This is a genomic window from Bacillus sp. FSL W8-1202 (genome assembly GCF_038006165.1).
GTDB classification, from domain to species: Bacteria; Bacillota; Bacilli; order Bacillales; family Bacillaceae; genus Bacillus; species Bacillus subtilis.
Genome location: NZ_JBBOUR010000001.1, coordinates 2,380,566 through 2,403,485, shown reverse-complemented (window position 1 = coordinate 2,403,485; position 22,920 = coordinate 2,380,566). Strand labels below are relative to the sequence as shown.

Below are 22,920 nucleotides of genomic sequence, written 5' to 3'. Positions count from 1 at the left end.
AGGGACTACCACTTATAATCAAATTGATAACAGCAGGCAGGCGATCACGATGTTCGATGCAGGCATCATATATTCCCCCTCGAATTTCGTTCATCTTACCATAATCTTTCAATTTTTTTCTATTCTGCACTGCTGTTTTGGCTCACAACGTGACCTTAGGCATAAGCACGCAAATCCAATATGGATTCAATTGCACCGCTCCGCTCAAAAAACGTCTCTGTTTTCAACCAAATGCACTAACTCCAAAAATGACTTTCCCATTATGTAAAATAAGCTGATTCTATGATTAAATAGAGGGTAAAAGGTGAAGGAGAGAACAACGTGGCAGCACAGACTGTTTACAAAAAACAAGTTGTCGGCATCCTACTTTCACTTGCATTCGTACTGTTTGTGTTCTCTTTTTCTGAGAGACATGAAAAACCGCTTGTTGAGGAAAAAAACAGGAAAACTGGCATACTGTCGTCGACAAAGCCTCTGTCAAAATTTATGGCAGCCGATTAGTTGAAGAAAACAAATTAAAGCAAAAACTCGGCCATAAACAAGCCGATTCTATTTTGACCCTTCTGAAACTCGCCAACGAAAAACACATTACATTATAAAAAAGAAAGAGCCCATAGGCTCTTTCTTTTTTAGTCAAATATCGTTTTCTTGTCCGGATGGCGCAAAAAGTCAAACAGCATGCTAAGCTGTGAGGGTGTGTTTCGTTTAGGAGAAAGCGGCGGGAGGCTGTCTTCCGGAAAAAAAGCGGCATGATTCGTCTCAATCCCTGTTTCCCCCTGCCCGCCCGTCATGCTGCATGCGATGAAGATTTTATAATAGTGATAAGGCTGAGGGGGATGAGAGTGTTTATGGCTGTCTAGCACGGCCAGCAATCGAGACGGCTCTGTATCGTACCCCGACTCTTCTTTGATTTCCTTGACGACGTTTTCAGCTGGTGATAAACCAATCTCACAAAATCCACCCGGCAGCGACCACAGCTCATCATGCTTCTCCCGAACAAGCAAAATCTGATTCTCTCGGAATACTGCGCCGCGCACATCCGCTTTCGGTGTCGGATAGCCGCTCTCCCCACTCCATAAATCAGAGATGACTTCAATCTCCTTCTCCGAGTAATCTCTATACTGAGTTTCATCAGCTCTTCGTACCTCTCCCTATCGTACACATCCTTGGAAAAAGCAAGCCCCGCTTGGGCGATCGCCCGAATCCGCTGTGCCCGTTCCAGCCATTTGGTTTGCACTTTTATCACTCATCCTTTCAAGTCAAGTTTTGCTATAAAAAATGCACGTTTTCCACAGATGAAAAACATGCAACTGTAAATTAGCTTCTAATCTAACTTCACCAAGTAATCAATATCGTCCTTTACTCTCTCTTCTGTATTACTGCTATTTGTATCAGCTAAAAACGGATTATATACCAGTGTGTAATGTTTCTGTTCTCCTTTAGGGATGACATAACTGAGTACACCTGTAACCTTTTTCCCCGATACTAGTGTTCCTCCCATAAGGATTCTGCCCTTCTCTTCTATAGAAAAAACAGGCCGCACTGATTGATCATTCTTATCTCTTAAATCAAACCCGATAAAATTGTAGCTTATTGAATCTTCCCCTATATTTTCCATCGTAACTTCTATAATAAGCCGTTCCTCATCATCTTTTATTGTTTTTGTCTCCTCATTTACAGCTCCGCCAACATTCATATATTCACCTTTTTGCACTCTATCAACTTTATTCACTGTAAAATTCGTATGTCCTGCTTTAAATGTTTCTCCTATTTTATGTATTTGATCATCTTTTTTGGTCTTCGGCTCACCGCCTTTTTTCAATTCCTTATCAAGTTCCTTTTCAAGCTCTTCTTGCGATTTTTTCTCTTTCGGTTTTTCCTTCTCTGACGCATCGCTCGATTGGCTGCACGCAGAAAGCGCTAACCCGATCGTCAAGACAAATAATAGTAATAAGACTTTTTTCATGATTGTTCCCCCATCTAAAGTAATCGATTTCTATTATAATCAGATTTTTCCTTTTCTTAACAGGTAAGAAAGTAACGATTATTTCTATCTCATTCATCACAATCTTACTTCTTCCTAGTATTTGAATATTTTTTACTAGTCCATTAGACCTTTTCATCAAAAAACCCGAGCTGGCTGAAGCCGCTCGGGTGGGAGGTCAATCTCGCTTATTCATTCCCCTTTTCTCTCGGGGTTCCTGATGATGTTTTTGGTGTTCCGGAGGCTGCGTCGTGCGTTCCAGCTCCTTTGTATCTTGTCCCATTCCTTTTAAAAAGGAAAAGAGCAGTGTAATTGATTTGTTGATTTCCGGGTCTTTTAGCGAGCGGATAATATCAAAATAACCTGTCTTTTCTTCACTGTTTTTCTGCTCTACAGCGCTTGCCACACCCGCATTCACTTTCAAAATGAGAGGCTCCAGCTGCTTCACGTCCAGCATGCCGAGTGTTCCAAACAGAAGAAGCAGATTTTTCAGCGTATTGGCTGTTTCCTCTGTATCTGCCTTTTTCACCAGGATATCAAGAACTTTATCCCCTTGACCAAAAAGGCCGCGGAGCAACGGCAGGACACCGCGCTCGTTCATATGGCCCAGCATATGCAATGTTTCGAGAATCGCTTCTTTGTGGTCAATTAGAGCATCTTCAATTTCCCGCAAATCACGCTTTCGCTGATCCTCTTCTGTTACCTCGATTTTTTGGATTCGTTTAATCGCTTTAGCCATTATGGCCCATCCCCCTTTTCACAGCGTCACCAGGGAAAATATAATCCTTCCGCGCCCATTTCTTATGAACCTGCACACCGATTTGCGGCTGCGGATTGCCGTTGCGGTGGTTGATCTTAGGCAGCGGGCTGATTCCGTCGTGCTTCAAAATTTCCATCTTGGCCGATGTTTCTTTGTAAGCAGGCGTATCGGTATCCTTATCGGCATGGCTGCCTGTTAACAGGTTGATCGCCGCTTCCCCTGAATCGTTCATTGGCAGATATACTTCCTTCCCTTTGACTCGATCAGTAATCAGGCACTTCACTTTGACATTTCCGAAAGGCGATGTGAGTCTGACGAGGGTTCCGTCCTGAATCCCTCGTTCTGCCGCAAGCTCAGGAGAAATTTCTAAGAACACTTCCGGTGTTTTCTCCGAAATCCCTTTTGATTTGTAAGTCAGGTTCCCTTCGTGGAAGTGCTCCAAGAGCCGCCCATTGTTGACATGGATATCATATTCCTCACCGAATTCCTTAGGCTCTGTCCACTGGACAGGGTAGAGAATGGCCTTGCCGTCCGGGAAAGGGAAGCGCTCTGTAAAGAGTAAAGGCGAATCCTTTCCATCAGCGTTTACAGGCCATTGCAGGGAATTATAGCCCTCAAGACGTTCATAGGTGACACCGGCATAAATCGGCGACAGCTTGGCTGCTTCCTCCATAATGTCTGCAGGATGCTTATAGTGCCAGTCGGCGCCAAGCTTATTGGCAACCTCCATAATAATCTGCCAATCCGGCTTTGATTCACCCAGCGGTTCAAATACCTGATACAAACGCTGAATCCGGCGTTCTGTGTTTGTAAACGTTCCTTCTTTTTCAAGGCTTGGGCTCGCAGGAAGAACCACATCAGCAAACTCCGCTGTACGTGATAGGAAAATGTCCTGCACCACAAAGAAATCAAGCTTTTCATATGCGGCGTGTACATGATTGATATTGGAATCCACCAGGCCCATTTCTTCACCTTTTACATACATCGCTTTCAGCTGTCCGGAATGGATTTTTTCAATCATTTCGTGGTTGGTCATACCCGGCTCCTTCGGCAGCGGCACGCCCCACACCCGCTCGTATTTTTGGCGGACTTGTTCGTCCGTCACTTTTTCATAGCCCGGCATTCTGTCAGGCATGCTCCCAAAGTCACTTGCTCCCTGTACGTTATTATGGCCGCGCAATGGGTAAGAACCTGCTCCCGGTTTTCCGTAGTTTCCTGTCACAAGCAGCAGGTTAGAAATCGCCGTGCTCGTGTCGCTTCCTCCAATGTGCTGTGTCACGCCCATCGCCCACAATGCGCACACACTGTCAGCTTGCCCGATCATCTCTGCCATTTGGATAAGGGTTTCTTGATCAATCCCGGTTTTCTCCTCAGCATATTCAAGTGTGTACGGCGCGAGGCTTTTTACATATTCATCCCGTCCGTTCACTCTTTCTCTCAAAAATCGTTCATCGGCCTTGCCGTTTTCTATTAAATATTTGGCGATCGCATTCAGCCAGACGATATCCGATCCGGCACGCGGCTGGACAAATAAATCGGAGCGTTCTGCCATTTCGTGTTTTCTGATATCCGCGACGATCACTTTCTGCCCTCTTAGCTTATGAGCCCGTTTAATGCGAGTGGATAAGACTGGATGCGACTCAGACGTGTTCGAACCGATAATCAAAACAAGGTCCGCTTGCGCGATATCTGTAATTGATCCTGAATCACCGCCATAGCCGACTGTCCGGAACAGGCCGGCAGTCGCAGGAGATTGGCAATAGCGAGAGCAGTTGTCCACATTATTTGTGCCAATGACCCCTCTGGCCAGCTTTTGCATAAGATAGGATTCTTCATTTGTACATTTAGAAGATGTAATAAAAGCGAGAGAATCCGGGCCAAACGCGTCTTTTAATTCAGTGAACTTGCTGGCGATCAGCGATAACGCCTCCTCCCACTCTGCTTCACGGAAATGGTCGCCTTCCCGGATCAGCGGCTTTGTCAGGCGTTCTTCGCTGTTGACGAAATCCCAGCCGAACTTGCCTTTCACACAAGTAGAAATGCCGTTGGCAGGCGCTTCCTCCTGCGGCTCTACTTTCAGAATGTCTCTGCCCTTTGTCCAGACATCAAAGCTGCAGCCAACGCCGCAATACGTGCAGACGGTTTTCGTTTTTTTGATTCGTTCATCACGCATGGCCGATTCCATATCAGAAATGGCGAGAATCGAGCCGTAGCCTGTCTCTACGCCTTTCGTGATCTCAATCATCGGTCGCAGCGTTTCGTTATTGATGCCTGTTAAATATCCTGCTTCCCCTTCCATTCCTTTTTCCATCATCGCGTTGCACGGACAGACCGTTGAACAATGGCCGCATGACACACATGACGACTCATTGATCGGCACGTCGTTATCCCAAATGACGCGCGGGCGTTTCCGCTCCCAGTCAATGGTCAGCGTTTCAGTTACCTGAACGTCCTGGCATGCCTCAACACAGCGTCCGCACAAAATACATTGATCTGGATCATACCGATAAAACGGATGGGATTCATCCTTATGGTATGGCTTGTGATCAAACGGAATGCTTTGGTGATTGATTTTCATTTCCTTCACCGTATTATGTATTTCGCATCCCCCATTGTTGTAATCGCAAACTGTACAATAAAGCTCATGATTATATAAAATCTTGTCCATCCCGATGACCTGCGCTTTTTTCACGTCAGGTGAGAGCGTATCAATGATATCCCCATCCTTTAATTCAGCGGAGCACGACCTCTTCAGCTCACCATTGATGCTGACGATGCACGTATCACATGTCTCAATCGGTCCTAAGCTTGGATGATAGCAAACTTGCGGCACTTCAATCGAGCTGTTATTCAAAAGCTGCAGCACCGTCTGTTCCTCGGACGCTTCCATTTCAACGCCGTTTATTGTGATTTTTTTCTTGCCAGGCATCTCCATTCCCCTTTCTTGCTTTATATACCGAATTACCTATTTCAGTTCCCTTACAACAACTCAATAAAACATACAAAGCGCACTCACATGTTTTATTGCACTAACACCGGGAAACGGAATGGTAGATCAATTAGGAGGGATTAACATGAAAAAGACAATGTCTGCTATAACCGCGGCAGCAGCAGTAACAAGCTGTTTTACCGGCTTTGGGGCTGCGTCCTTTTCAGCACCGGCAAAGGCCGCAGCTCAAACAAATACACTCTATGAAAATACAAACCAATCAGCCGCTGAGCTCGTCAAAAACCTTTACAACACCGCCTACAAAGGAGAAATGCCTCAGCAGGCGCAAGGCCTTACCATTAATAAAAGCACAAAAGGGGATGTCCACGCTGCGTTTGGGGAACCGGAAAGACCAGTCGGGGGAGACAATCGCTTTGATTTATATCACTGGAATATGGGACAGCCGGGCTACGGATTTTCCTATCATAAAGACATGACAATTTCAGAAATCCGCTACTTTGGAACCGGTGTGGAACGGCAGCTGAATTTAGGCGGAGTTACGCCGGAAGTGCTGCAGAAGCAATTAGGGCCAGCAAATCGGGTGTTAACCGTCCCGTTTACCGATGAAATCGATTATGTATATGATACAGGCCGCTATGAACTCCATTTTGTAATAGGCACGGATCAGACAGCCGACCATGTAAACCTAAAAGCAAAATAAACACCCTACGCGGCTATTCAGCCGCTTTTTTAGTGGACAAATAAAAGCTATATTCCTTACAATACAGGGAGATGAAAAAGAGACGGGGTATCAATTCGCAATGAAGCGAAATCGTTGGATATATGCAGTTTTCACCGTACTGATCATTGGGCTGGGGCTTGGATCCAGAGCATTCTCCAGTGTTCTTCCTGATACTCTCAATACTTATCTGGGAGACTCGTTGTGGGCCGCCATGATCTTTACGGGATGCGGATTTCTATTTCGGAAGCTGAAGACAATGATAACGGGCATTATCAGTCTTTCTTTCTGTTTTGTCATTGAATTCAGCCAGCTCTATCATGCCGAATGGATCGACCAGATTAGGGATACTTCTCTTGGCGGGCTTGTACTGGGGTACGGTTTTTTATGGAGCGATATCGAAGCATATACAATCGGAATTGCCGCCTGTGCCGCCATAGAACTGCTGGTTTTGGGAATCAAAAAGCGCCGCTGTATGTGACGCTTTTTTCATGTAGAAAACAGCCCGCATTGAGAAAGAATGGTCTTCGCATCCAAACGTGTGGCCTCGCTTATCGTGATATGATGTTGATTCATAAATGACTGAACGGCATGATAGCCAACTGCATAACCCGCAAAAGCCGATAAACCTGCAGGCTTAAAGCCTTGGTCGTTAGCAATTGGATCACCAAACATATAACGGCTGACTTCCGAAACTCCTTTCACATCCAACACCTCATTAATCACATCAATGGAATATTGCAAATCCTCATGATCAAAACGAGTTACCCAAGGGCCCAATCGTTCCGTACCAAACAGCTCTCTGGCGAATGATTCCGCCAATCCTTCAATCACAAGATAATCCCCGACACTTACAGAGCCATGATGAAAATCTATATACGAAAACCGCACATTATGATGAAACTCATGAGCAATAATGGAAGGAATCCTTGGCAGGTTATAACGGTTCGGATTAATCCATACATGAATAAAGCCCGGTATCCCGCCAAACCCGCAGTAGCCTTTTTGCAGCTGAAGCTTATTTGGATCAGCGATATAAAGGCCGAATTTGATCTCCTTTGCATTCACCCGCAGCTGTTCGCGCTCAGCAAAAAATATGCATTGCCGAAGTGCAGATTCCGCTGTCTCTGAAACATGTGATTCTTTCAGTATTCGCAGTGCTTTCTGTCCGATTTCAGCATCACGGACATCCAAATAGCCAAGCATTTTCGCAGCCATCATCACATCATAGCCGTTTGGCTCCTTCGCTTTCAGCGGAACATGGATGGCGGTCCACATCTTTTCAAACGGCCTCATCATCGTATACCGAAATTCATCCTTTCTTTTTTGTTCTTCCATTGAAAACAGCTTTTCGTATTGCTCAAAGGTCTTTTCCATTACAAGATTCATCCTGATCCCTCCTTGTCAAAAACATACGGTATGCCGCAGCGTAAGGGTCAACAAGTGAAATTAAGCCATTTTTCACTGTAAAATCATACAAACCCGCCGATAGGTAAGGCATAGGAGGTGGAACGATGGATATTCCTGCTTTATCAGTTGCGATGCATCAAGCATCCCTTGCCCAGAATGTTAATATCGCTTTAACGAAAAAAATGCTGGACACCGCCCAGCAAAATGCCGATCAAACCTTAAAGATGATTCAGCATCCGACTCTCGGACAAACCATTGATGTAAAAGCATAACCTCACACCAAAGGCGGCCAATAACTCCATCCTCCCGGCCGCCTTTATTGTTCACAAAAAAGCATGCATGTTTTGATTGTTCCTCCATATGATTTATTGTTTGCCATATTAAGGAGGTCATAAATTGAAAAGACTGTTTATGAAGGCTTCATTGGTGTTATTCGCAGTAGTATTTGTTTTTGCCGTCAAAGGTGCACCCGCCAAGGCGGAAACCCATGCCTACGATGGAAAAAGCCCTTATTACAATGATTGTGCGTCCACCGGCTCTACAAAAAAATCCTCAAACTTAGTGAATGCCAGCAATCAAGTCATCGGAGTAGTCGAGCTTAAATTCAGCAGTACATGTAAAACGGCTTGGGCAAAAATCACGATGAATAATACATTGACGTCTGGCTATGAAGCAAATGCGGAGATTACCCGGAACACAGACGGAAAAAGATATAATTGTGATTCTGCAGGCGGTAATGGAAAAGCGGTGGCCGGCCAAAAGTCTTGCTATACACCGATGGTATATGATTTAGATCCAAGGACTTCTTACGCTTTCGGCAAGTATTCAGGACCAAACTTAAATGTTTGGGCCACCACAGGCTCTTATTAAATAGAAAAAAGGCTGTCCGTACGGACAGCCTTTTTTAATTTATTTCGCTTCTCTTTGTTTTTTAACCTCTTCAAGCTGAGAAACTGTCACCAATTGATAGCCTTGATCGGTGAGCTTTTTTATAATTTCATCGGCCGCATCAGCAGAGGTGCGGTAAATATCGTGAATCAAAATGGTTCTTCCATCTCCCGCCTGATTCATGACACGGTCAACAATTGTTTTTTTGTTACGGTCTTTCCAATCTTCCGGGTCAACATCCCATAACGCAACATCCATTTTCATTTGACTCCGCAGTTCATCATTAATGCCGCCGTATGGGGGTCTTACAAGCGTCGGACGGTATCCGCTTATTTTTTCAATGATGTCTTGCGTATCATTGATCTGCTTTAAAGCTTCTTTCACTGAAAGCCTTGTGAGAAGCGGATGGCTCCATGAATGGTTCCCCACCTCATTTCCTTCTTTCAGCATTCTTATTAGCGTTTCCGGATAATATTGAACCCTGCTCCCCAAAACAAAAAACGTGGCATGACCCTTATATTTCTTCAAGGAGTCTAGAATCTGATTTGTTGTCGCAGGATTCGGGCCATCGTCGAAAGTAAGCGCAATGACTTTTTGATTTGGATCAACCGTTTCCTCTTTGGGTAAAGAAATCACTTCATGCTTCGGCTTTTGTTCTTTGATTTTATTTTTATTTTTTGCTTTATCAATATATTGTTCTTTCAGAATGTCTTTCAAAAGACTTTTCTTAATGGCAATCGATTGCTCTCCAAGATAGCCTGCTGCAACCTGATATGTGTCAAAGTAAAGTTCGATATAATCCTCCTTGATGGCAAAGCGGCTGAAATTTTCTTTTTTCGGAGCCGTCCCTTCCTTTAACAGTGCATCGTCCGCGGCAATGTCCTTATTCTTTTTCAGCTCGTGATAAGCGATTAACGAAAGCTTATGTAAGTAGTCAGCGTCCTCTTTGAAAATATCATCAATGGAAAGAAACGCTTGTTTACTAAAATCATAGTTAAACGTTTTTTTCACGGTTTGCCCGTGTGCCCCGCCGATGTATTTATATTCATTAAATACAATCGCCACTGTCTGTTTGGCATAATGGACAATTTTATAATCAACATTTAATTCGTTGCGTTTTGTCGTATGCTCTTGGTCAACGTCTTTTGTTTCCTTTTGAAATTGACGAACCTCTTTTTCTGCGAATCTTTTTAATGCCGAATCCATTTTTTCATTTTTGAAAACGGGATAGTTAACCGCGTAATTAAAAGTTTTCCCGTCATTCACAAGCGTTGCGATCTCAACATTCCCATATTGAGAATCAGTTCTTACTTTATTCATGACCGTTTCTTTTTTCAATGAATGATTATGGAAAAAGCCGATAAGGCCCACCACACATACAACTGCTATTAATACATGAAACCATTTGATTCTTTTTGCCAACAACAAAAACTCCTTCTTTCGTAGCCATTTCGATTTACTCTTCATCAGTTGGAACTGTATCTATTTAGAAATGTTTTTGTAACATTGTAGTAACATTTATTTCACATTTGTAATACTATGAGATTTAGAAGTTCATGTCAATCCTTTTTAAGGAATTTCATCATAAAAAAAACCGAATTTCATGAATGTACATACACCCAACTTAAGCATCAGGAATATGGTAAAAGGAATAAAAAAAGCTAGGGAGGTTTTCCTCTTGGATTACCCTTTGAATGAACAGTCATTTGAACAAATTACCCCTTATGATGAAAGACAGCCTTATTATTATCCGCGTCCGAGACCGCCATTTTATCCGCCTTATTATTATCCAAGACCGTATTATCCGTTCTACCCGTTTTATCCGCGCCCGCGACCGCCTTACTACCCTTGGCACGGTTACGGCGGCGGTTATGGCGGAGGATATGGCGGAGGTTACGGTTACTAGTCGCAGCATATCAAAATGGGGGCAGTCCAGCTCCCCATTTTTTTGTTTTAAAAATGACAATATCATGACAAATATAGGAAATAATTGTGATTCTGTCCCCCTCTTGTTACGATAACAAAAGCATGCAGTTTTGGGGGAGGCGTCTATTTTTGGAGAATACAAGAGATTCTGCAGCCATATCTGAAACAAAATACATAAAAGCTTCGAACCGGGTAACCATTTACGATTTTATCAAACTTGCAAAGCCGGGCATTATCATATCAAACTCGATAGCAGCCTTCGGCGGGTTTTGGATCGCGTTTGCAAGCGCAGAAAAAACGTTAACCGGCTTGGCTTTTTTGATGACAATGGTAACAGCAATGTTGGGAACCGCGTTTGTGATGGCTTCCGGCACTGTCTATAACAACTATTTTGATCGGCATATGGACGCAAAAATGGCACGCACTCGCAGCAGGGCCTCGGTCACAGGGAAAATGCCGCCAGCCATGATCTTAACATATGGCTCTGTTTTAGGGATCGCAGGCCTTGCCATGCTTTATTCCCTCAATCCATTAACGGCCTATCTCGGACTGGCCGCCTTTATTTTTTATGCGATCATCTATACGGTATGGGTGAAACGAACGTCTGTGTGGAGCACATTTGTCGGGAGCTTCCCAGGAGCTGCGCCGCCATTGATGGGGTATTGTGCCGTAACCGGTGACTTCAGTATGACAGCAGTGCTGTTGTACACGATTATGTTTCTGTGGCAGCCGCCGCATTTTTGGGCGATTGGGATAAGACGCAAAGAGGAATATCGTGCTGCTGGCGTTCCGCTCTTGCCAGTAGTCAAAGGAAATCATGTAACAAAAATAAAAATGATGCAATATATTGCCGTCCTGGTGCCGGTCACGCTATTATTTCCTTTCTCTCTCGGCACCGGCCATATAAGCCCATTTTATTTCTTAGCCGCCTTGGTTCTCGGAGGCATATGGATCAAAAAAAGCATCAAAGGATTCAAAACAGACGATGACGTGAAGTGGGCAAAGGATATGTTTGTCTACTCACTTATTTATTTTTGCTTGCTGTTCTTCATCATGATGATCGATTCATTTATGATGTTTCTGATCAGATGATGCAAAAAGAGCCACACATTAATGTGACTCTTTTTTGTTTGGAAAAACAGCATCTAATAGAAATGTCATGGCAAAAAACACAGCCATGCAAATCAAAAATCGTATAATCTCACTCAAAATCCAGCTATCAGCTATGCGCATACCATCGGTTTCTCGGAGGGTTGCGCATATTGAAAAAATCATGAGTATGTTTTTTAGGGTTTCTTTGTTCATAAAATACCATCGCTTTCTCGATAGGATGACTTAAAGGCAGAGATAAGTCATCAAGATATAAAATGTGTCGCATCGTTGCATGTTTTGATTGAAAGAAATCATTGTTTTTTTGCCAGCCAATTGTAAAGCTCAGGCAAACAGATGAAAACCGTTTCAGTGAAAAAGCAGATCTAATCGAATGCTTCTATACTCTCTCCACAAATAAAAAATGCTAAGAAATACATTTGTTTCTCTAATCTATAAACCCGCACTCTTTTTCCATCATCAGGTATTATAAGCCAAAAACAAACAAAAAAATAGACTTGCGTTTGAGTTGTATGGAAGTGAAATTGCAAGAATAACCCATAGGGTGGTAATATATTGTTTGATTTTCCCATATTCATAGATTTGGAGGTCATACAAAAGTGAAGGGAATATTTTTAGTTGTTCAGCTTGGATTTTCTATTATGGTATTTCTGTTTTTAGCTGCTGTTAATTGGTATCAAGGAAGCGAGCTTGTTTCAGATCGATTTGATTGGAACTATACTGCTAAACTCTCAAAACTGCTAAATGGAATTGATGCCGTCAGCAGCCCCAAACAAATTTCACAGCTTGATTTTTTCATCTACTCCGCTAAACACTACCCTGTTATGAGTGCGTTAATGATCATCTCCTTCTTATATGTTCTGGCCGCTCTTTTTTTACTTATATACTCAGTCAAATGCAATAAGCAAGAGATTCATTTGGACTGCTGACCCGGTGAAATTCGTTTTTATAGCCCCTTAACTCTTCAAGATGTTCCTGTGTTTAGTGAGGCAGACCTTAACATAGGTTTTCGGAACTTCTCGCTCCATTTTACGTATACCTTAATAGGAGGGATCAAACGATGAAAGAATATGAATTCGTAAGAGTTGAGCTGAGCACGATGAGAAGAAGGCCTAAAGAAGACTACCAGCAAATCATCCATGATTATGCGAAAAGAGGCTGGAGATTCGTTCAGATTTTCGCTCCCAGTATAGATGGGTATGGGGCAGCTGCTTATTTTGAAATCATATTTGAAAGGGATGCGGAAAAAGCTTAATCGATATGACTAAGCTTTTTCGTTCCCCTATATCTGCATCTATACAATTTCTGCAAATGCGGCATCACATGATTTGGCTAAATCTTGTGGCGCCAACTTTAGCTGCATACCGATTTTCCCTGCACTGACAATAATAAAATCAAGCGTTTCTGCAGATGCATCAATATAGGTCGGGAACAATTTTTTCATGCCAATTGGCGAGCAGCCGCCGCGAAGATAGCCAGTTACCGCTAACAGCTCCTTCATTGCAATCATTTCTATTTTCTTTTCCCCTGTCACCTTTGCTGCCTTTTTTACATCTAACTCTTCTGCAACGGGTACAACAAAGACATAATAATGATTTGTTCCTGCTGCTGCAACCAACGTTTTATATACATATTTCAAAGGATAACCGATTTTTTCCGCAACAGAGATGCCATCTACCGGCTGGCCGTCTGTTTTATACCCTAATACCTCATAAGAGATGTTCTGCTGTTCTATCAGACGAACCGCATTTGTTTTTGCCATTTTTTTCGCCATTGTTTTCACCCACTATCAAAATGATGTATGTCTAACTTCTTGCAGTAATATGTAAATTCTATCATCCTAACCTGCATTTTCAAGGTTACTAGCATTGAATCAACGAAAGGACAAATTGATTTCCTTGGACGCCTATAGCCCATTATTAGTCTACATGGAACAAAACAGGAATGAACAAATAACTCCCACATACAATTTGTATGAATGGAAAATAAAGGAGTGGTTGCTTTGTATCATTACTTTTATGGCCCTGCGTTAATTCCTTACTTTTCACATACTCATAACCCTCAAAGAAGTCCAGACTTTTCAGAAAGACAGCGAAGAAGAGAAATCACATTGACTGTAGATGGCTTTGTCCCCCCATCTTCCACCGAAGATCTTGGAGACGGCTTTTATTCTTACGCATGGACGAACCAACAGGTCATCAATCCAGGTGAATACTTAGTTTGTCATCTTGAAGGAAGAGATATCAACGTGATAAATGGTGGGTTCACTCCGCGCGATACTGCTCCATTGTATGCGGTAGCAAGCTTTCCAAGACGAAGAAACCAATGGGTCATTATCATTCATAATCCTGTGCAAACCCAAAGAGCCATATCGCTTTATTTGATTGCGAAAAGGTAGCACAACATGTTATCAGAAACCCTGCATTCAGGAACAGAAAAACGGGTAGGGACACATTAACATCAGCATTTTCCTACCCGTTTTTGGGCTGGGCAAACTCTCACCTGTCACTCTTTCAATCCCCCTCAATTTTTTCATCTTTCTCTACTGCCAAGGTATCAGAGAAAATTGTTATATGTTATCATTATTCCCAGTAAAAAGAAAAGAGGATTAGATATATGGTTCTCCTTGAAACGAATCGATTACGTTTAAAAACGATTGATATTCCCCTTCTTGACGCCGCGTCTAAACTAGATCATCAGGCTATCAAAGACTTAGGTTATGAAACAAATGGTGAATGGCCAAATTCTGATTTTTTTGAAGCGATACCTTATTTCCGCGAGATTTTAGTCAAAAACAATGGAACAAAAGGATTTGATTCATGGATTATTGTAAAGAAGGACAGTCATGAAATTGTTGGGGGAACTGGATTTTTAGGTGACCCAGACGAAAATGGCATGATTGAAATCGGTTTTGCAACAAATAAAAGTCATCGCCGCAAAGGTTATTGTGTGGAAGCCGCCCAAAAACTAATAAACTGGGCATTAAGCCAAGAAACAGTAAACCGGATCACCGCAAGATGCGAACATGATAATCTAGGCTCACAAAAAACCTTGGAGAAGTTAGGGTTTATATTGAATCATAAATCAGCGGAGTATAAACATTGGATATATGTTACAAAGTAGAGTCCTTAATTACAAGGGCTTGTCAAGAAAAGTGTGTAAGTTATTCTAGATATTTCTTCACACGTTCCTTTAGGTGGTCATGAACTAATAGTTGATTCATGACCATAGCCCATTGCTGGATGCGTCCACCATCCCATTTCTTTTCTAATTCTTTTGTTCGTAAAAACAATATTTTTAATAGGGCATTCTCATGGGGGAATGCTCCTTTTTTCGTGACTTTTCGAAAGCTAGAGTGGATACTTTCAACGGCATTTGTAGTGTACATGATTTTACGAATATTACCACCATAATCGAAAAGTTGTTCCACATGAGAAAAGTTTCGTTTCCATACGTCTACAGCTCCAGGGTACGTAGACCACTGCTTTTCAAAAGATTCAAATGCACTGTGACAAGCCTTAAGGCTTGGAGCTCCATACACTTTCTTTAAGGCAGCAGTAAAAGGCTTGTAGTCTTTACTTGGTATATACTTAATCGAATTTCGAATTAAATGAACAATACATCTCTGTACGGTCACATCAGGAAAAATCGCACGTGCTCCTTCTTCCAGACCACTAACGCCATCCATTGAGAGAAAGAAGATATCTTCTACACCACGAGATTTGATTTCATCAAAAATTTGCATCCATTTATGTTTACTTTCCGTTTCATTCAACCACAAACCTAGAATGTCCTTTTTACCTTCTATGGTATATCCTAGTATTGTGTAAACGGCATACTTCTTCGTTTCATAGTCATTACGAATGGTTGTGTAAAGACAATCGACAAACACAAAAGGGTAACAGTTACTTAAGGGACGATTTTGCCACTCTTCTAAATTAGGAAGTACAGTATCCGTAATGTCGGATACCATTTCATGAGATACAGAAAAGCCATAGATGTCTTCTATCGTGGAAGAAATGTCTCGTTGTGACATTCCTCTGGCATACATCGAAATGACCTTATCCTCTATAGAGGATACATCTCTTTTACGCTTTGGAATCAACTGCGGTTCAAATGAACCATCACGATCACGGGGGACTGCAATTTCAACTTCTCCTGCCGTTGTTTTCACGATCTTTTTGCCATATCCATTTCTTCTATTTCTTGTTTCTTTTTCTCCCTTGTCATTGGATTCATAGCCCAAATGGTGATTCATTTCACCTTTTAGCATTGACTCAAACATGGGACCAAATATGTCTTTTAATGCTTCTTGCATATCTTCTACTGATTTAGGCTGATACTGTTCGATAATCTTGTTAGCTAATTCTACGGAGTTCGGATCTCTTTTCAATTTCCCCACTGAAACCACTCCTTTAGCTTTATACTTATTATTCTATCAAATAAAAAACTGTGTGAGTAAGGAACCGTACGCATTCCTTACTTACACAGTTAATATTACACTCCCAATTACAAAAGCAGGCACTGCGCCTGCTTTTGTTTGGATTATTTACCTCTGTGCTTCTTTTTCGCTTTTTGCTTTTTGAGCATATACCTTTGCTCTTTTACACGTTCTCGTTGTTCTTTCATTATTTGTTTTTTCTTTTGCTTTCTTGCTTCAAGCTCTAGCTTTATCGCCTCTTGAGCTTTAGAAGCTACTCCGGCGTTTTTTAACTCTTTTGAAACCTGGCGCTGCAATCTTTTTGGATTGATCTTTTTTTGACGTCTGCCTTGTAAACGAACTCCTTCCTGCTCAGCTTGGGCCAACATATTCAGGAGTTGGTTATGAACAAACTCTAATACTTCAGAATCCCTCGGCTCTTTGCCAAAAAGATGCCGAAAGGCTCTTAGCTTTCCATTGTCCACAACTTCAACAACGCCTACCCAAAACTGACCATCGTAGTAAATCGTTAATTTCATAACGATTCCCTCCTCATAAAAGATATTAAAGAATGATGGACATCCCGAGGAGGGGAAGGTTACTGACATTCTCAATCATGCATCCGGACTACCAACCGAATCGTGTTTTTTCATTCTTTACCATATACAGAAAAGAGTGTAACATTTCTTCTCCAACTATTAAACTCTTATTTTATTTTGATCATTGCTGGAGAATAGGCGTCTTCACTCGCAAATTTATTTCTCAAGCCCTGCCATGTTACAGATGGGAGACGATACATTCTGCATATCCTTCGAGTTTAAATTCTCCAAGACCGTAAGGCAGCAACATATGATCTCCTTTTTTGAAAGGATAGACATACTCACCAGAGTTCATACGGCCCTCCCCTTCAATCACACTGATAAGAAGGAATGGTTTTTGCTGCTTTAAGCTTGCTGATCCTGATAAGTTCCATTTCCCCACCGAAAAGTAAGCGCATTCAACCAATGTCGTTGTAAGCAAATCCTCAATTTGTTCATGGTGAACTGTATGCCGTTCTGGAATAGACGGGACCTCTATCACTTCGATGCTCTTTTTCAGATGAAGCTCGCGCAGCTTGCCTTCTGCATCTTTTCGGTCATAATCATATAATCTGTAGGTTGTGTCTGAATTCTGCTGCGTCTCCAAAGCAAGAATTCCTTTTCCAATCGCATGAACAGTACCGCTTGGCACATAGAAAAAATCCCCCGGCTTTACCTTTACACGGCGCAAGAGCTCATCCCATTCTCCACGCTCTATCATGGCAGTTAGTTCTTCCTTTGTTGTTGCATTGTGGCCATAAATAATCTCGGCATCTTTTTGGCAATCAATAATGTACCAGCATTCTGTTTTTCCAAGCTCACCGTTTTCATGTATGTTGGCATATTCATCATTTGGATGCACCTGAACAGATAAGTCCTGGTCAGCATCTAATATTTTTGTAAGCAGAGGGAAACGGTCCCCTTCAAGCTGTCCGAATAAATGTCTATGATGTTCCCATAATTCGCTGAGCGTGAACCCCTTATACATTCCGTTTTGAACAACGCTTTGACCATTTTGATGCGCGGCAAAAGCCCAGCACTCTCCTGTTCGTTGTGACGGAATGGTATAGCCAAAATCAGCTAAAGCGGTCCCGCCCCAAATTCTTTCTTTGAAAACAGGCTTGAAAAATAACGGTTCAGTCGTCATGAAAATCCCCCGCTTTATTCGATTTCTTCTAGCAGCTTGTATGCTTCTTCTGTTGTTTGCACGGAGAGCAGCCGCTCCCTATAATTGTCATCCATTAGCTTTCGAGATAGCATCTGCAGTATTTTGAGATGCTGGTTTCCCCCGCTCTCTTTCGGTACAGCAATCATAAAGATTAATTTAGCTTCTGATCCATCCAGGCTATTCCAATCAACGCCTGATCGTTTGATCCCAAAGGCAACACTCGGCTCCCTGACCGCCTCAGACTTTCCGTGCGGAATCGCGATATTCATGCCAATCGCCGTTGTTCCCTGTTGTTCACGATTCAAAATGGCTTGTTTAAATCCGCTCTCTGAAAGCAGCGCACCTCTTCGGGACAATTTCTGAATCAATTCATCTATGATGTCATCCCTCGTTTCCCCCGATAAATTTGGTTCAATTAATTCCGGGCTGATAATGTCTGTCAGTTTTTTAAATTCCGACATCTCAGCTTTTTGGCTTTGAATTGGCTGCTTTATTTCATTTGCTGCCGCAGCTTCACTTGGCGCGGAGGTCGGTGCAGTTTCACTGAGCACAGGAGACGCCGTAATATCCTTTTTTAGTACATTGACGAACAGAGCAGTGACAAGAGATCCTGCAATCACAGCAATAAAAAACATCAAGACATGATCAACTGCGCCAAGCACTGCAACGATAGGTCCGCCGTGTGCCACTCTGTCTCCCACATTGCCAATCATGGCTATCACAGAACCTGTCATTGAGCCTGCCATAATACTTGGAATAACGCGCAGAGGGTCCTGCGCCGCAAATGGAATCGCTCCTTCAGTAATGCCGAAGAGACCCATCGTAAATGCCGCTTTCCCCATTTCTCTTTGAGATGCCTCGAATTTTCTTTTTCCTAAAAACGTCGCAACGCCAAGGCCAATCGGGGGGATACAAATGGCGACAGCAATTGGTCCCATAATTTCATAATTTCCTTCTCCAATCATTGCTGATCCAAACAGAAACGCCACCTTATTTACGGGACCGCCCATATCAAATGAGATCATCGCCCCTAAAATCAATGCCAGAAGGATCGAGCTCGACCCTTTCATCCCCGCCAGCCAAACTGTTAAAGAGGCGAAAATTTGAGCTACAGGCGCGCCGATCAAAAACACAAACGCTAAACCTACAATTAGTGATGCAAACACCGGAATAATAATAATCGGCATAATCGGCTGGATTGCTTTTGGAACTTTTAATTTTTTGATCCAAAGTGCCGCGTATCCAGCCAAAAACCCGGCAATAATCCCCCCGAGGAATCCGGCGCCGCTTGCGCTGTCATAAAAACTTCCAGTCGCCGCAATATAACCGCCGATCATCCCTGGCACAAGTCCCGGTTTATCAGCGATGCTATAGGCGATATAGCCGGCTAAAATCGGAATCATAAATGAAAATGAAGCACTGCCGATCTGTTCAATCGTTTTCCAGAAGGAATCATCCGGAATAACTAAGCCTTTAGGTGTTTTCTCCCCTCCAAGCGTTAATGCAACCGCTATCAATAATCCGCCGACAACAATGAAAGGAACCATAAATGAAACGCCGTTCATTAAATGACGGTAAATTGGATTTTGTTTCTTCTCCTGATGATTGACGGATTCCGATTTTGTAGCGGAACGATAGACCGGTATATCCCCGTTAAGAGCTTTTTGAATCAATTCTTCCGGTTTGCGGATACCGTCCTGTACCCCCACAGACAGCAGTTTTTTGCCTATAAACCGGTCTTTGTTTACCGAACGGTCTGCAGCAATAATGATTGCGTCCGCTTCGCGAATTTCCTCTTCGGTTAGCTTATTTTCGACACCAATTCCCCCCTGGGTCTCAACTTTGATGCTAACGCCCAGTCTGTCAGCAGCTTTTTGCAGATTTTCCGCTGCCATATACGTATGGGCGATTCCATTCGGACAAGATGTAATCGCTAACAGTTTCATAGGAAACCTCCTTAAAGTGTGAATAATAAGATCTTGTCTCAACTGTATACCGAAATCAGCACTTAAAAATCGCTTTTTTTACCATAGGTTCCGGAAATAAAGGCATTTTTCCCTATAACAAAAAAAAGCAAGGAATAATCCCTGCTTTTAATAATCCAAATGAGATAAAAATGTCATGACATTGGCTTCTTTCGTCAGCTTCTGGACGAAGGCCGGCTGCTCGCTAAGATATGAAAGCTCGCTAAACAGCTGCTTTGTCATGGTTTGATCCTCGTGTTTGACAGCCAGCATAAAAACGAGCGAAACTTTTTCATTTCCCCATTCAAGCGGCTCCTTTAATGTGGCAATCGCGATTGCTGATTGTTTAATAAATTTAGCGTTTGCATGAGGAATGGCAATGCCTGATCCAATATTTGTCGCCGACATTTTTTCCCTCATCACCGCATGAACCGCATAGTCCTTATCAACATAGCCTTTCTCAAACAAAGCTGTCGCCAGCTGTTCGATTAACTTGTAGCGATGCTCCGCCTCCTGCTGCAAAAAAACCAAAAAAGGAGTCGTATTGTTCAGCATTTGAAACGTTTTTTGTTTTTGGCGGTGTGATTCGCCCAGCTGACGTATAAACGCACTTAATTTCTTCTCTTCGCCAGGCTCTAAAAGCGGAGACACAACAATATGGGGAACCGTTATATTCTCCAGCGCAATGGTGGATATGACAAGATCAATATCCTCATGCTTTTTGATATAATCCTTTAAATCGGCCTTTGCAATACAGGCCATTACAGCGATTTGATGACATTTCCGTTCAATTTTTGTCCGCAGCAATTGTGACATCCCAATCCCCATGTGGCAGACGATAATCGCCTTTTTATGTGTCTCGCTGCTGCACTGCATCCGTTCGATCGCTGCCTGAAAATGCAATGTCAAATATGCTGCCTCTTCCTCAGGAATATGAAGATCAAAAGTTTGATTGATATCTTCCAAAACATCAATGATGAGGTGGAACAAATAAGGGTACATCTTTTTGATGTCATTGAGCATAGGATTTGCTACAGAAAGATCGTAGCTCAGCCGTTGTAGCACAGTATTGAGATGAATGTTCAAACCATTGATCAAATCCTGATCCTTGTGAAAATCCATCATTTTCAGCTCTGAAACACGATTGATTAAATGCCCTACAACCTTAGGAAGCACAGCATTTTCAAGGTTCTCTTCTGTCTGCAATGGATAACGAACCTTACCGCCCAATATATGTAATGTTAAGTACACGGCTTCTTCTTCAGGGAAGCGAATTGCAAAAACCGGTTCAAGCCGCTGTAAACAAGCAAATGTCCATTGATATTCTTTCTTCTTTTTTACTGCCGCCATTTCTTTTGGGGACAATGAAATCGGCTGCTTCATTTTGATGCGGCGGACCATTAACAATGTATGCAGCAACAAACTTTCAAACGTTTCGTCTGTGAAATAGAGGGAATGCTTTTTTTGCAATGATTTGATTTCTTTCGTCACAAAGTCTACTTCATAATGTAAAAACTTACTTTTAATAAATTGGCTGGTAAACGCTGTATTGTGGATCAAATCAGATATTCTTGCCAATGCCTTTCTTTTATTTCTTTCGTTCCCTTCAACCTTTAATCCAAGCCGCTGCCTAGAAACCAGTGTGAGATCAAAACGCTTCAGCCACTCTTCTACTGCGTATAAATCCTTTTTAATGGAAGATCGATTGACAAAATGCCGAGCGGCAATGTCTTTTGCGGAAACAGGCTTCGGATTCATTAATAAGTCATAAGCAATGTGCAGCATTCTTTCTTCATCGCTCCGCTGCCTAGAAGAAAAATGTTCAGTATATAATTGTTGGCTTAGCCAGGTCCTTTCCTGTTCTTCTATATGTAAATAAACGCCCAACCCTGGTTTTCGAATAAGCTGTGCATGAGAATGCTCATTGAGATAATCCTCGATCACTTTCAAATCATTCCGGATTGTTTTTTCAGAACACTGTACCCTATCTGCGAAATCTTGCACAACTAAATAGTCATCAGGTTCAGATAACAACAGATACAAAATCTCTTTTTGTCTTGTATTTATGTATTCCATCTGTTTTTCTATCCTTCCTGTCAGTATCTACTTGAGCAAATTGATAGTATAAGTATACTATATAAGAAACCGTTTACATTATAAAATAAAATCATAGAGACAAAAGTTTTGTTTTTTACCGAAGCTTCCGGAAAAAAGCGATTTTTATACTCTTTGAGTTTGCTATGTAATGTATATTCAGCAGAAATTCATAAAAATACTCCAATTCTTCACCTATTTAGAACGAAGATTTTCTAATGTATGAGTACGAAAGTAAGAACATGATGAAGAAAAGTGATTTGGTATCTTCGGGGATAAAGTGCAGATAACAAACAAAATTTCCACACGCTCAACAAACTAATAACCCCATCAAATGTGTTTTATTAACATTTTAAGGATGGCCATTCTCTCTCACCCATTTTCAATGATAAATACAAACTCTGTGCAGGGCACTCAATAGTATTAGCTCAAATCAGTTGATCGTTCACATATTATTAACATTTATTTACAAGGAAAATAATTACTTTTGCTGAATTGTTATAGTGCAAGACAAAAAACTTTAAAGGAGTGTTTCAAAATGAATTTCAAAAAAACTGTTGTTTCTGCTTTATCGATTTCTGCGTTAGCTCTGTCGGTCAGCGGGGTAGCTTCAGCTCATGAAATAAACTCCACACCTACTGAAGTAAAGAACATTTCTATTTCACCTACACATGTTATCAAGATTCAAGACTATAATTTACCTCTAAAAGTTGGAGAAACCTATTCTGTTAAAAATAATTCAGCTACTCGTTATTGGACTGATAACCAAAAAGTTGCTGAAGTCGATCAAAATGGTTTAGTGACGGCTAAATCAAAAGGGAAAGCCACGATTACTTTGTTTAAAGGTACTGCAGTATTCGGAAAAGTATATGTAACGGTTTATTAATCTCTTATCCGCCAGATTTTCTGGATGCAAAACATGCATGAATAAAATAAGGTCCCCCTCTAAA

Annotated in this window: 22 protein-coding genes and 2 pseudogenes; 12 read left to right on the top strand and 12 right to left on the bottom strand. The window is 42.0% G+C overall.

What is annotated here, in order from left to right:
• Positions 1 to 321: 321 nt before the first annotated feature.
• Positions 322 to 599: pseudogene (locus NSQ09_RS12515) on the top strand (hypothetical protein).
• A 30-nt stretch (positions 600 to 629) separates the two neighbouring features.
• Here NSQ09_RS12515 and NSQ09_RS12510 read toward each other — a convergent pair.
• From NSQ09_RS12510 to fdhF, 4 genes and pseudogenes are all read right to left on the bottom strand, one after another.
• Positions 630 to 1,246 (bottom strand): annotated as a pseudogene (locus tag NSQ09_RS12510) (NUDIX hydrolase).
• Between the two features lie 78 nt (positions 1,247 to 1,324).
• Positions 1,325 to 1,966 carry a DUF4352 domain-containing protein gene (locus tag NSQ09_RS12505; RefSeq protein WP_003244850.1) on the bottom strand — a complete coding sequence of 214 codons (642 nt, stop codon included), beginning with the start codon at positions 1,964 to 1,966 and terminating at the stop codon, positions 1,325 to 1,327.
• 196 nt (positions 1,967 to 2,162) lie between these two features.
• Positions 2,163 to 2,723: a DUF1641 domain-containing protein gene (locus tag NSQ09_RS12500; protein ID WP_003232799.1), complete on the bottom strand. Its 561-nt coding sequence runs from the start codon at positions 2,721 to 2,723 to the stop codon at positions 2,163 to 2,165.
• On the bottom strand, positions 2,716 to 5,673 hold the full coding sequence (gene fdhF / locus NSQ09_RS12495; RefSeq protein ID WP_341031556.1) for a formate dehydrogenase subunit alpha: 2,958 nt from the start codon (positions 5,671 to 5,673) through the stop codon (positions 2,716 to 2,718). The genes NSQ09_RS12500 and fdhF overlap by 8 nt, the downstream gene beginning before the upstream one ends.
• 145 nt (positions 5,674 to 5,818) lie before the next feature.
• On the opposite strand from fdhF, the gene NSQ09_RS12490 reads away from it, so the two are divergent.
• Both NSQ09_RS12490 and NSQ09_RS12485 read left to right on the top strand, forming a co-directional pair.
• Complete coding sequence (locus NSQ09_RS12490) at positions 5,819 to 6,394, top strand: YjgB family protein (RefSeq protein WP_029317646.1); 576 nt, start codon at positions 5,819 to 5,821, stop codon at positions 6,392 to 6,394.
• Between the two features lie 100 nt (positions 6,395 to 6,494).
• Entirely contained in the window at positions 6,495 to 6,893 is a 399-nt protein-coding gene (locus NSQ09_RS12485; RefSeq protein ID WP_017697549.1) for a ribosomal maturation YjgA family protein, read from the top strand.
• An 8-nt stretch (positions 6,894 to 6,901) separates the two neighbouring features.
• Here NSQ09_RS12485 and NSQ09_RS12480 read toward each other — a convergent pair whose 3' ends face one another.
• On the bottom strand, positions 6,902 to 7,801 hold the full coding sequence (locus NSQ09_RS12480; RefSeq protein WP_339176315.1) for a DUF2268 domain-containing protein: 900 nt from the start codon (positions 7,799 to 7,801) through the stop codon (positions 6,902 to 6,904).
• Between the two features lie 125 nt (positions 7,802 to 7,926).
• On the opposite strand from NSQ09_RS12480, the gene NSQ09_RS12475 reads away from it, so the two are divergent.
• Positions 7,927 to 8,094 (top strand): YjfB family protein, encoded by a 168-nt coding sequence (locus NSQ09_RS12475; RefSeq protein WP_014476499.1) that lies wholly within the window; start codon positions 7,927 to 7,929, stop codon positions 8,092 to 8,094.
• Between the two features lie 124 nt (positions 8,095 to 8,218).
• A complete protein-coding gene (locus tag NSQ09_RS12470) occupies positions 8,219 to 8,692 on the top strand; it encodes a YjfA family protein (protein WP_213414422.1) in 474 nt (157 codons plus the stop codon).
• Positions 8,693 to 8,731: 39 nt separating this feature from the next.
• Here NSQ09_RS12470 and pdaC read toward each other — a convergent pair whose 3' ends face one another.
• A complete protein-coding gene (gene pdaC / locus NSQ09_RS12465; RefSeq protein ID WP_003245023.1) occupies positions 8,732 to 10,135 on the bottom strand; it encodes a peptidoglycan-N-acetylmuramic acid deacetylase PdaC in 1,404 nt (467 codons plus the stop codon).
• A 253-nt stretch (positions 10,136 to 10,388) separates the two neighbouring features.
• Here pdaC and cotT point away from each other — a divergent pair, with 253 nt between their 5' ends.
• From cotT to NSQ09_RS12445, 4 genes are all read left to right on the top strand, one after another.
• On the top strand, positions 10,389 to 10,616 hold the full coding sequence (gene cotT / locus NSQ09_RS12460) for a spore coat protein CotT (RefSeq protein WP_341031549.1): 228 nt from the start codon (positions 10,389 to 10,391) through the stop codon (positions 10,614 to 10,616).
• Between the two features lie 122 nt (positions 10,617 to 10,738).
• A complete protein-coding gene (cyoE, locus tag NSQ09_RS12455) occupies positions 10,739 to 11,728 on the top strand; it encodes a heme o synthase (protein WP_072692652.1) in 990 nt (329 codons plus the stop codon).
• A gap of 617 nt (positions 11,729 to 12,345) precedes the next feature.
• A complete protein-coding gene (locus NSQ09_RS12450; RefSeq protein ID WP_003232822.1) occupies positions 12,346 to 12,675 on the top strand; it encodes a YjdJ family protein in 330 nt (109 codons plus the stop codon).
• Between the two features lie 131 nt (positions 12,676 to 12,806).
• The gene (locus tag NSQ09_RS12445; protein ID WP_003232825.1) at positions 12,807 to 13,001 is read left to right on the top strand and encodes a DUF4177 domain-containing protein; all 195 of its coding nucleotides are present in this window, start codon (positions 12,807 to 12,809) and stop codon (positions 12,999 to 13,001) included.
• Positions 13,002 to 13,040: 39 nt separating this feature from the next.
• Here NSQ09_RS12445 and ybaK read toward each other — a convergent pair whose 3' ends face one another.
• Positions 13,041 to 13,520, bottom strand: a complete 480-nt coding sequence (gene ybaK, locus NSQ09_RS12440; protein WP_041850956.1) for a Cys-tRNA(Pro) deacylase — start codon at positions 13,518 to 13,520, stop codon at positions 13,041 to 13,043.
• Between the two features lie 228 nt (positions 13,521 to 13,748).
• Here ybaK and NSQ09_RS12435 point away from each other — a divergent pair, with 228 nt between their 5' ends.
• Together NSQ09_RS12435 and NSQ09_RS12430 are read left to right on the top strand one after the other, a co-directional pair.
• Complete coding sequence (locus NSQ09_RS12435; protein WP_009967031.1) at positions 13,749 to 14,144, top strand: hypothetical protein; 396 nt, start codon at positions 13,749 to 13,751, stop codon at positions 14,142 to 14,144.
• Positions 14,145 to 14,362: 218 nt separating this feature from the next.
• Positions 14,363 to 14,869: a GNAT family N-acetyltransferase gene (locus NSQ09_RS12430; RefSeq protein ID WP_029317642.1), complete on the top strand. Its 507-nt coding sequence runs from the start codon at positions 14,363 to 14,365 to the stop codon at positions 14,867 to 14,869.
• 40 nt (positions 14,870 to 14,909) lie between these two features.
• Here NSQ09_RS12430 and NSQ09_RS12425 read toward each other — a convergent pair whose 3' ends face one another.
• From NSQ09_RS12425 to manR, 5 genes are all read right to left on the bottom strand, one after another.
• Positions 14,910 to 16,157 (bottom strand): IS256-like element ISBsu2 family transposase, encoded by a 1,248-nt coding sequence (locus tag NSQ09_RS12425; RefSeq protein WP_031600262.1) that lies wholly within the window; start codon positions 16,155 to 16,157, stop codon positions 14,910 to 14,912.
• 134 nt (positions 16,158 to 16,291) lie between these two features.
• Positions 16,292 to 16,774, bottom strand: coding sequence for a YjdF family protein (locus tag NSQ09_RS12420; RefSeq protein WP_080265340.1), 483 nt, complete (start codon positions 16,772 to 16,774; stop codon positions 16,292 to 16,294).
• A gap of 169 nt (positions 16,775 to 16,943) precedes the next feature.
• Positions 16,944 to 17,891, bottom strand: a complete 948-nt coding sequence (manA, locus tag NSQ09_RS12415) for a mannose-6-phosphate isomerase, class I (RefSeq protein ID WP_341031545.1) — start codon at positions 17,889 to 17,891, stop codon at positions 16,944 to 16,946.
• 14 nt (positions 17,892 to 17,905) lie between these two features.
• Positions 17,906 to 19,858 carry a PTS mannose transporter subunit IIABC gene (gene manP, locus NSQ09_RS12410; RefSeq protein ID WP_341031542.1) on the bottom strand — a complete coding sequence of 651 codons (1,953 nt, stop codon included), beginning with the start codon at positions 19,856 to 19,858 and terminating at the stop codon, positions 17,906 to 17,908.
• A gap of 147 nt (positions 19,859 to 20,005) precedes the next feature.
• Complete coding sequence (gene manR, locus NSQ09_RS12405; RefSeq protein WP_341031540.1) at positions 20,006 to 21,952, bottom strand: mannose transport/utilization transcriptional regulator ManR; 1,947 nt, start codon at positions 21,950 to 21,952, stop codon at positions 20,006 to 20,008.
• Between the two features lie 556 nt (positions 21,953 to 22,508).
• Between manR and NSQ09_RS12400 the strand changes: the two genes are divergently transcribed.
• The gene (locus NSQ09_RS12400) at positions 22,509 to 22,856 is read left to right on the top strand and encodes an Ig-like domain-containing protein (RefSeq protein ID WP_003232839.1); all 348 of its coding nucleotides are present in this window, start codon (positions 22,509 to 22,511) and stop codon (positions 22,854 to 22,856) included.
• The last annotated feature ends 64 nt before the right edge of the window (positions 22,857 to 22,920 follow it).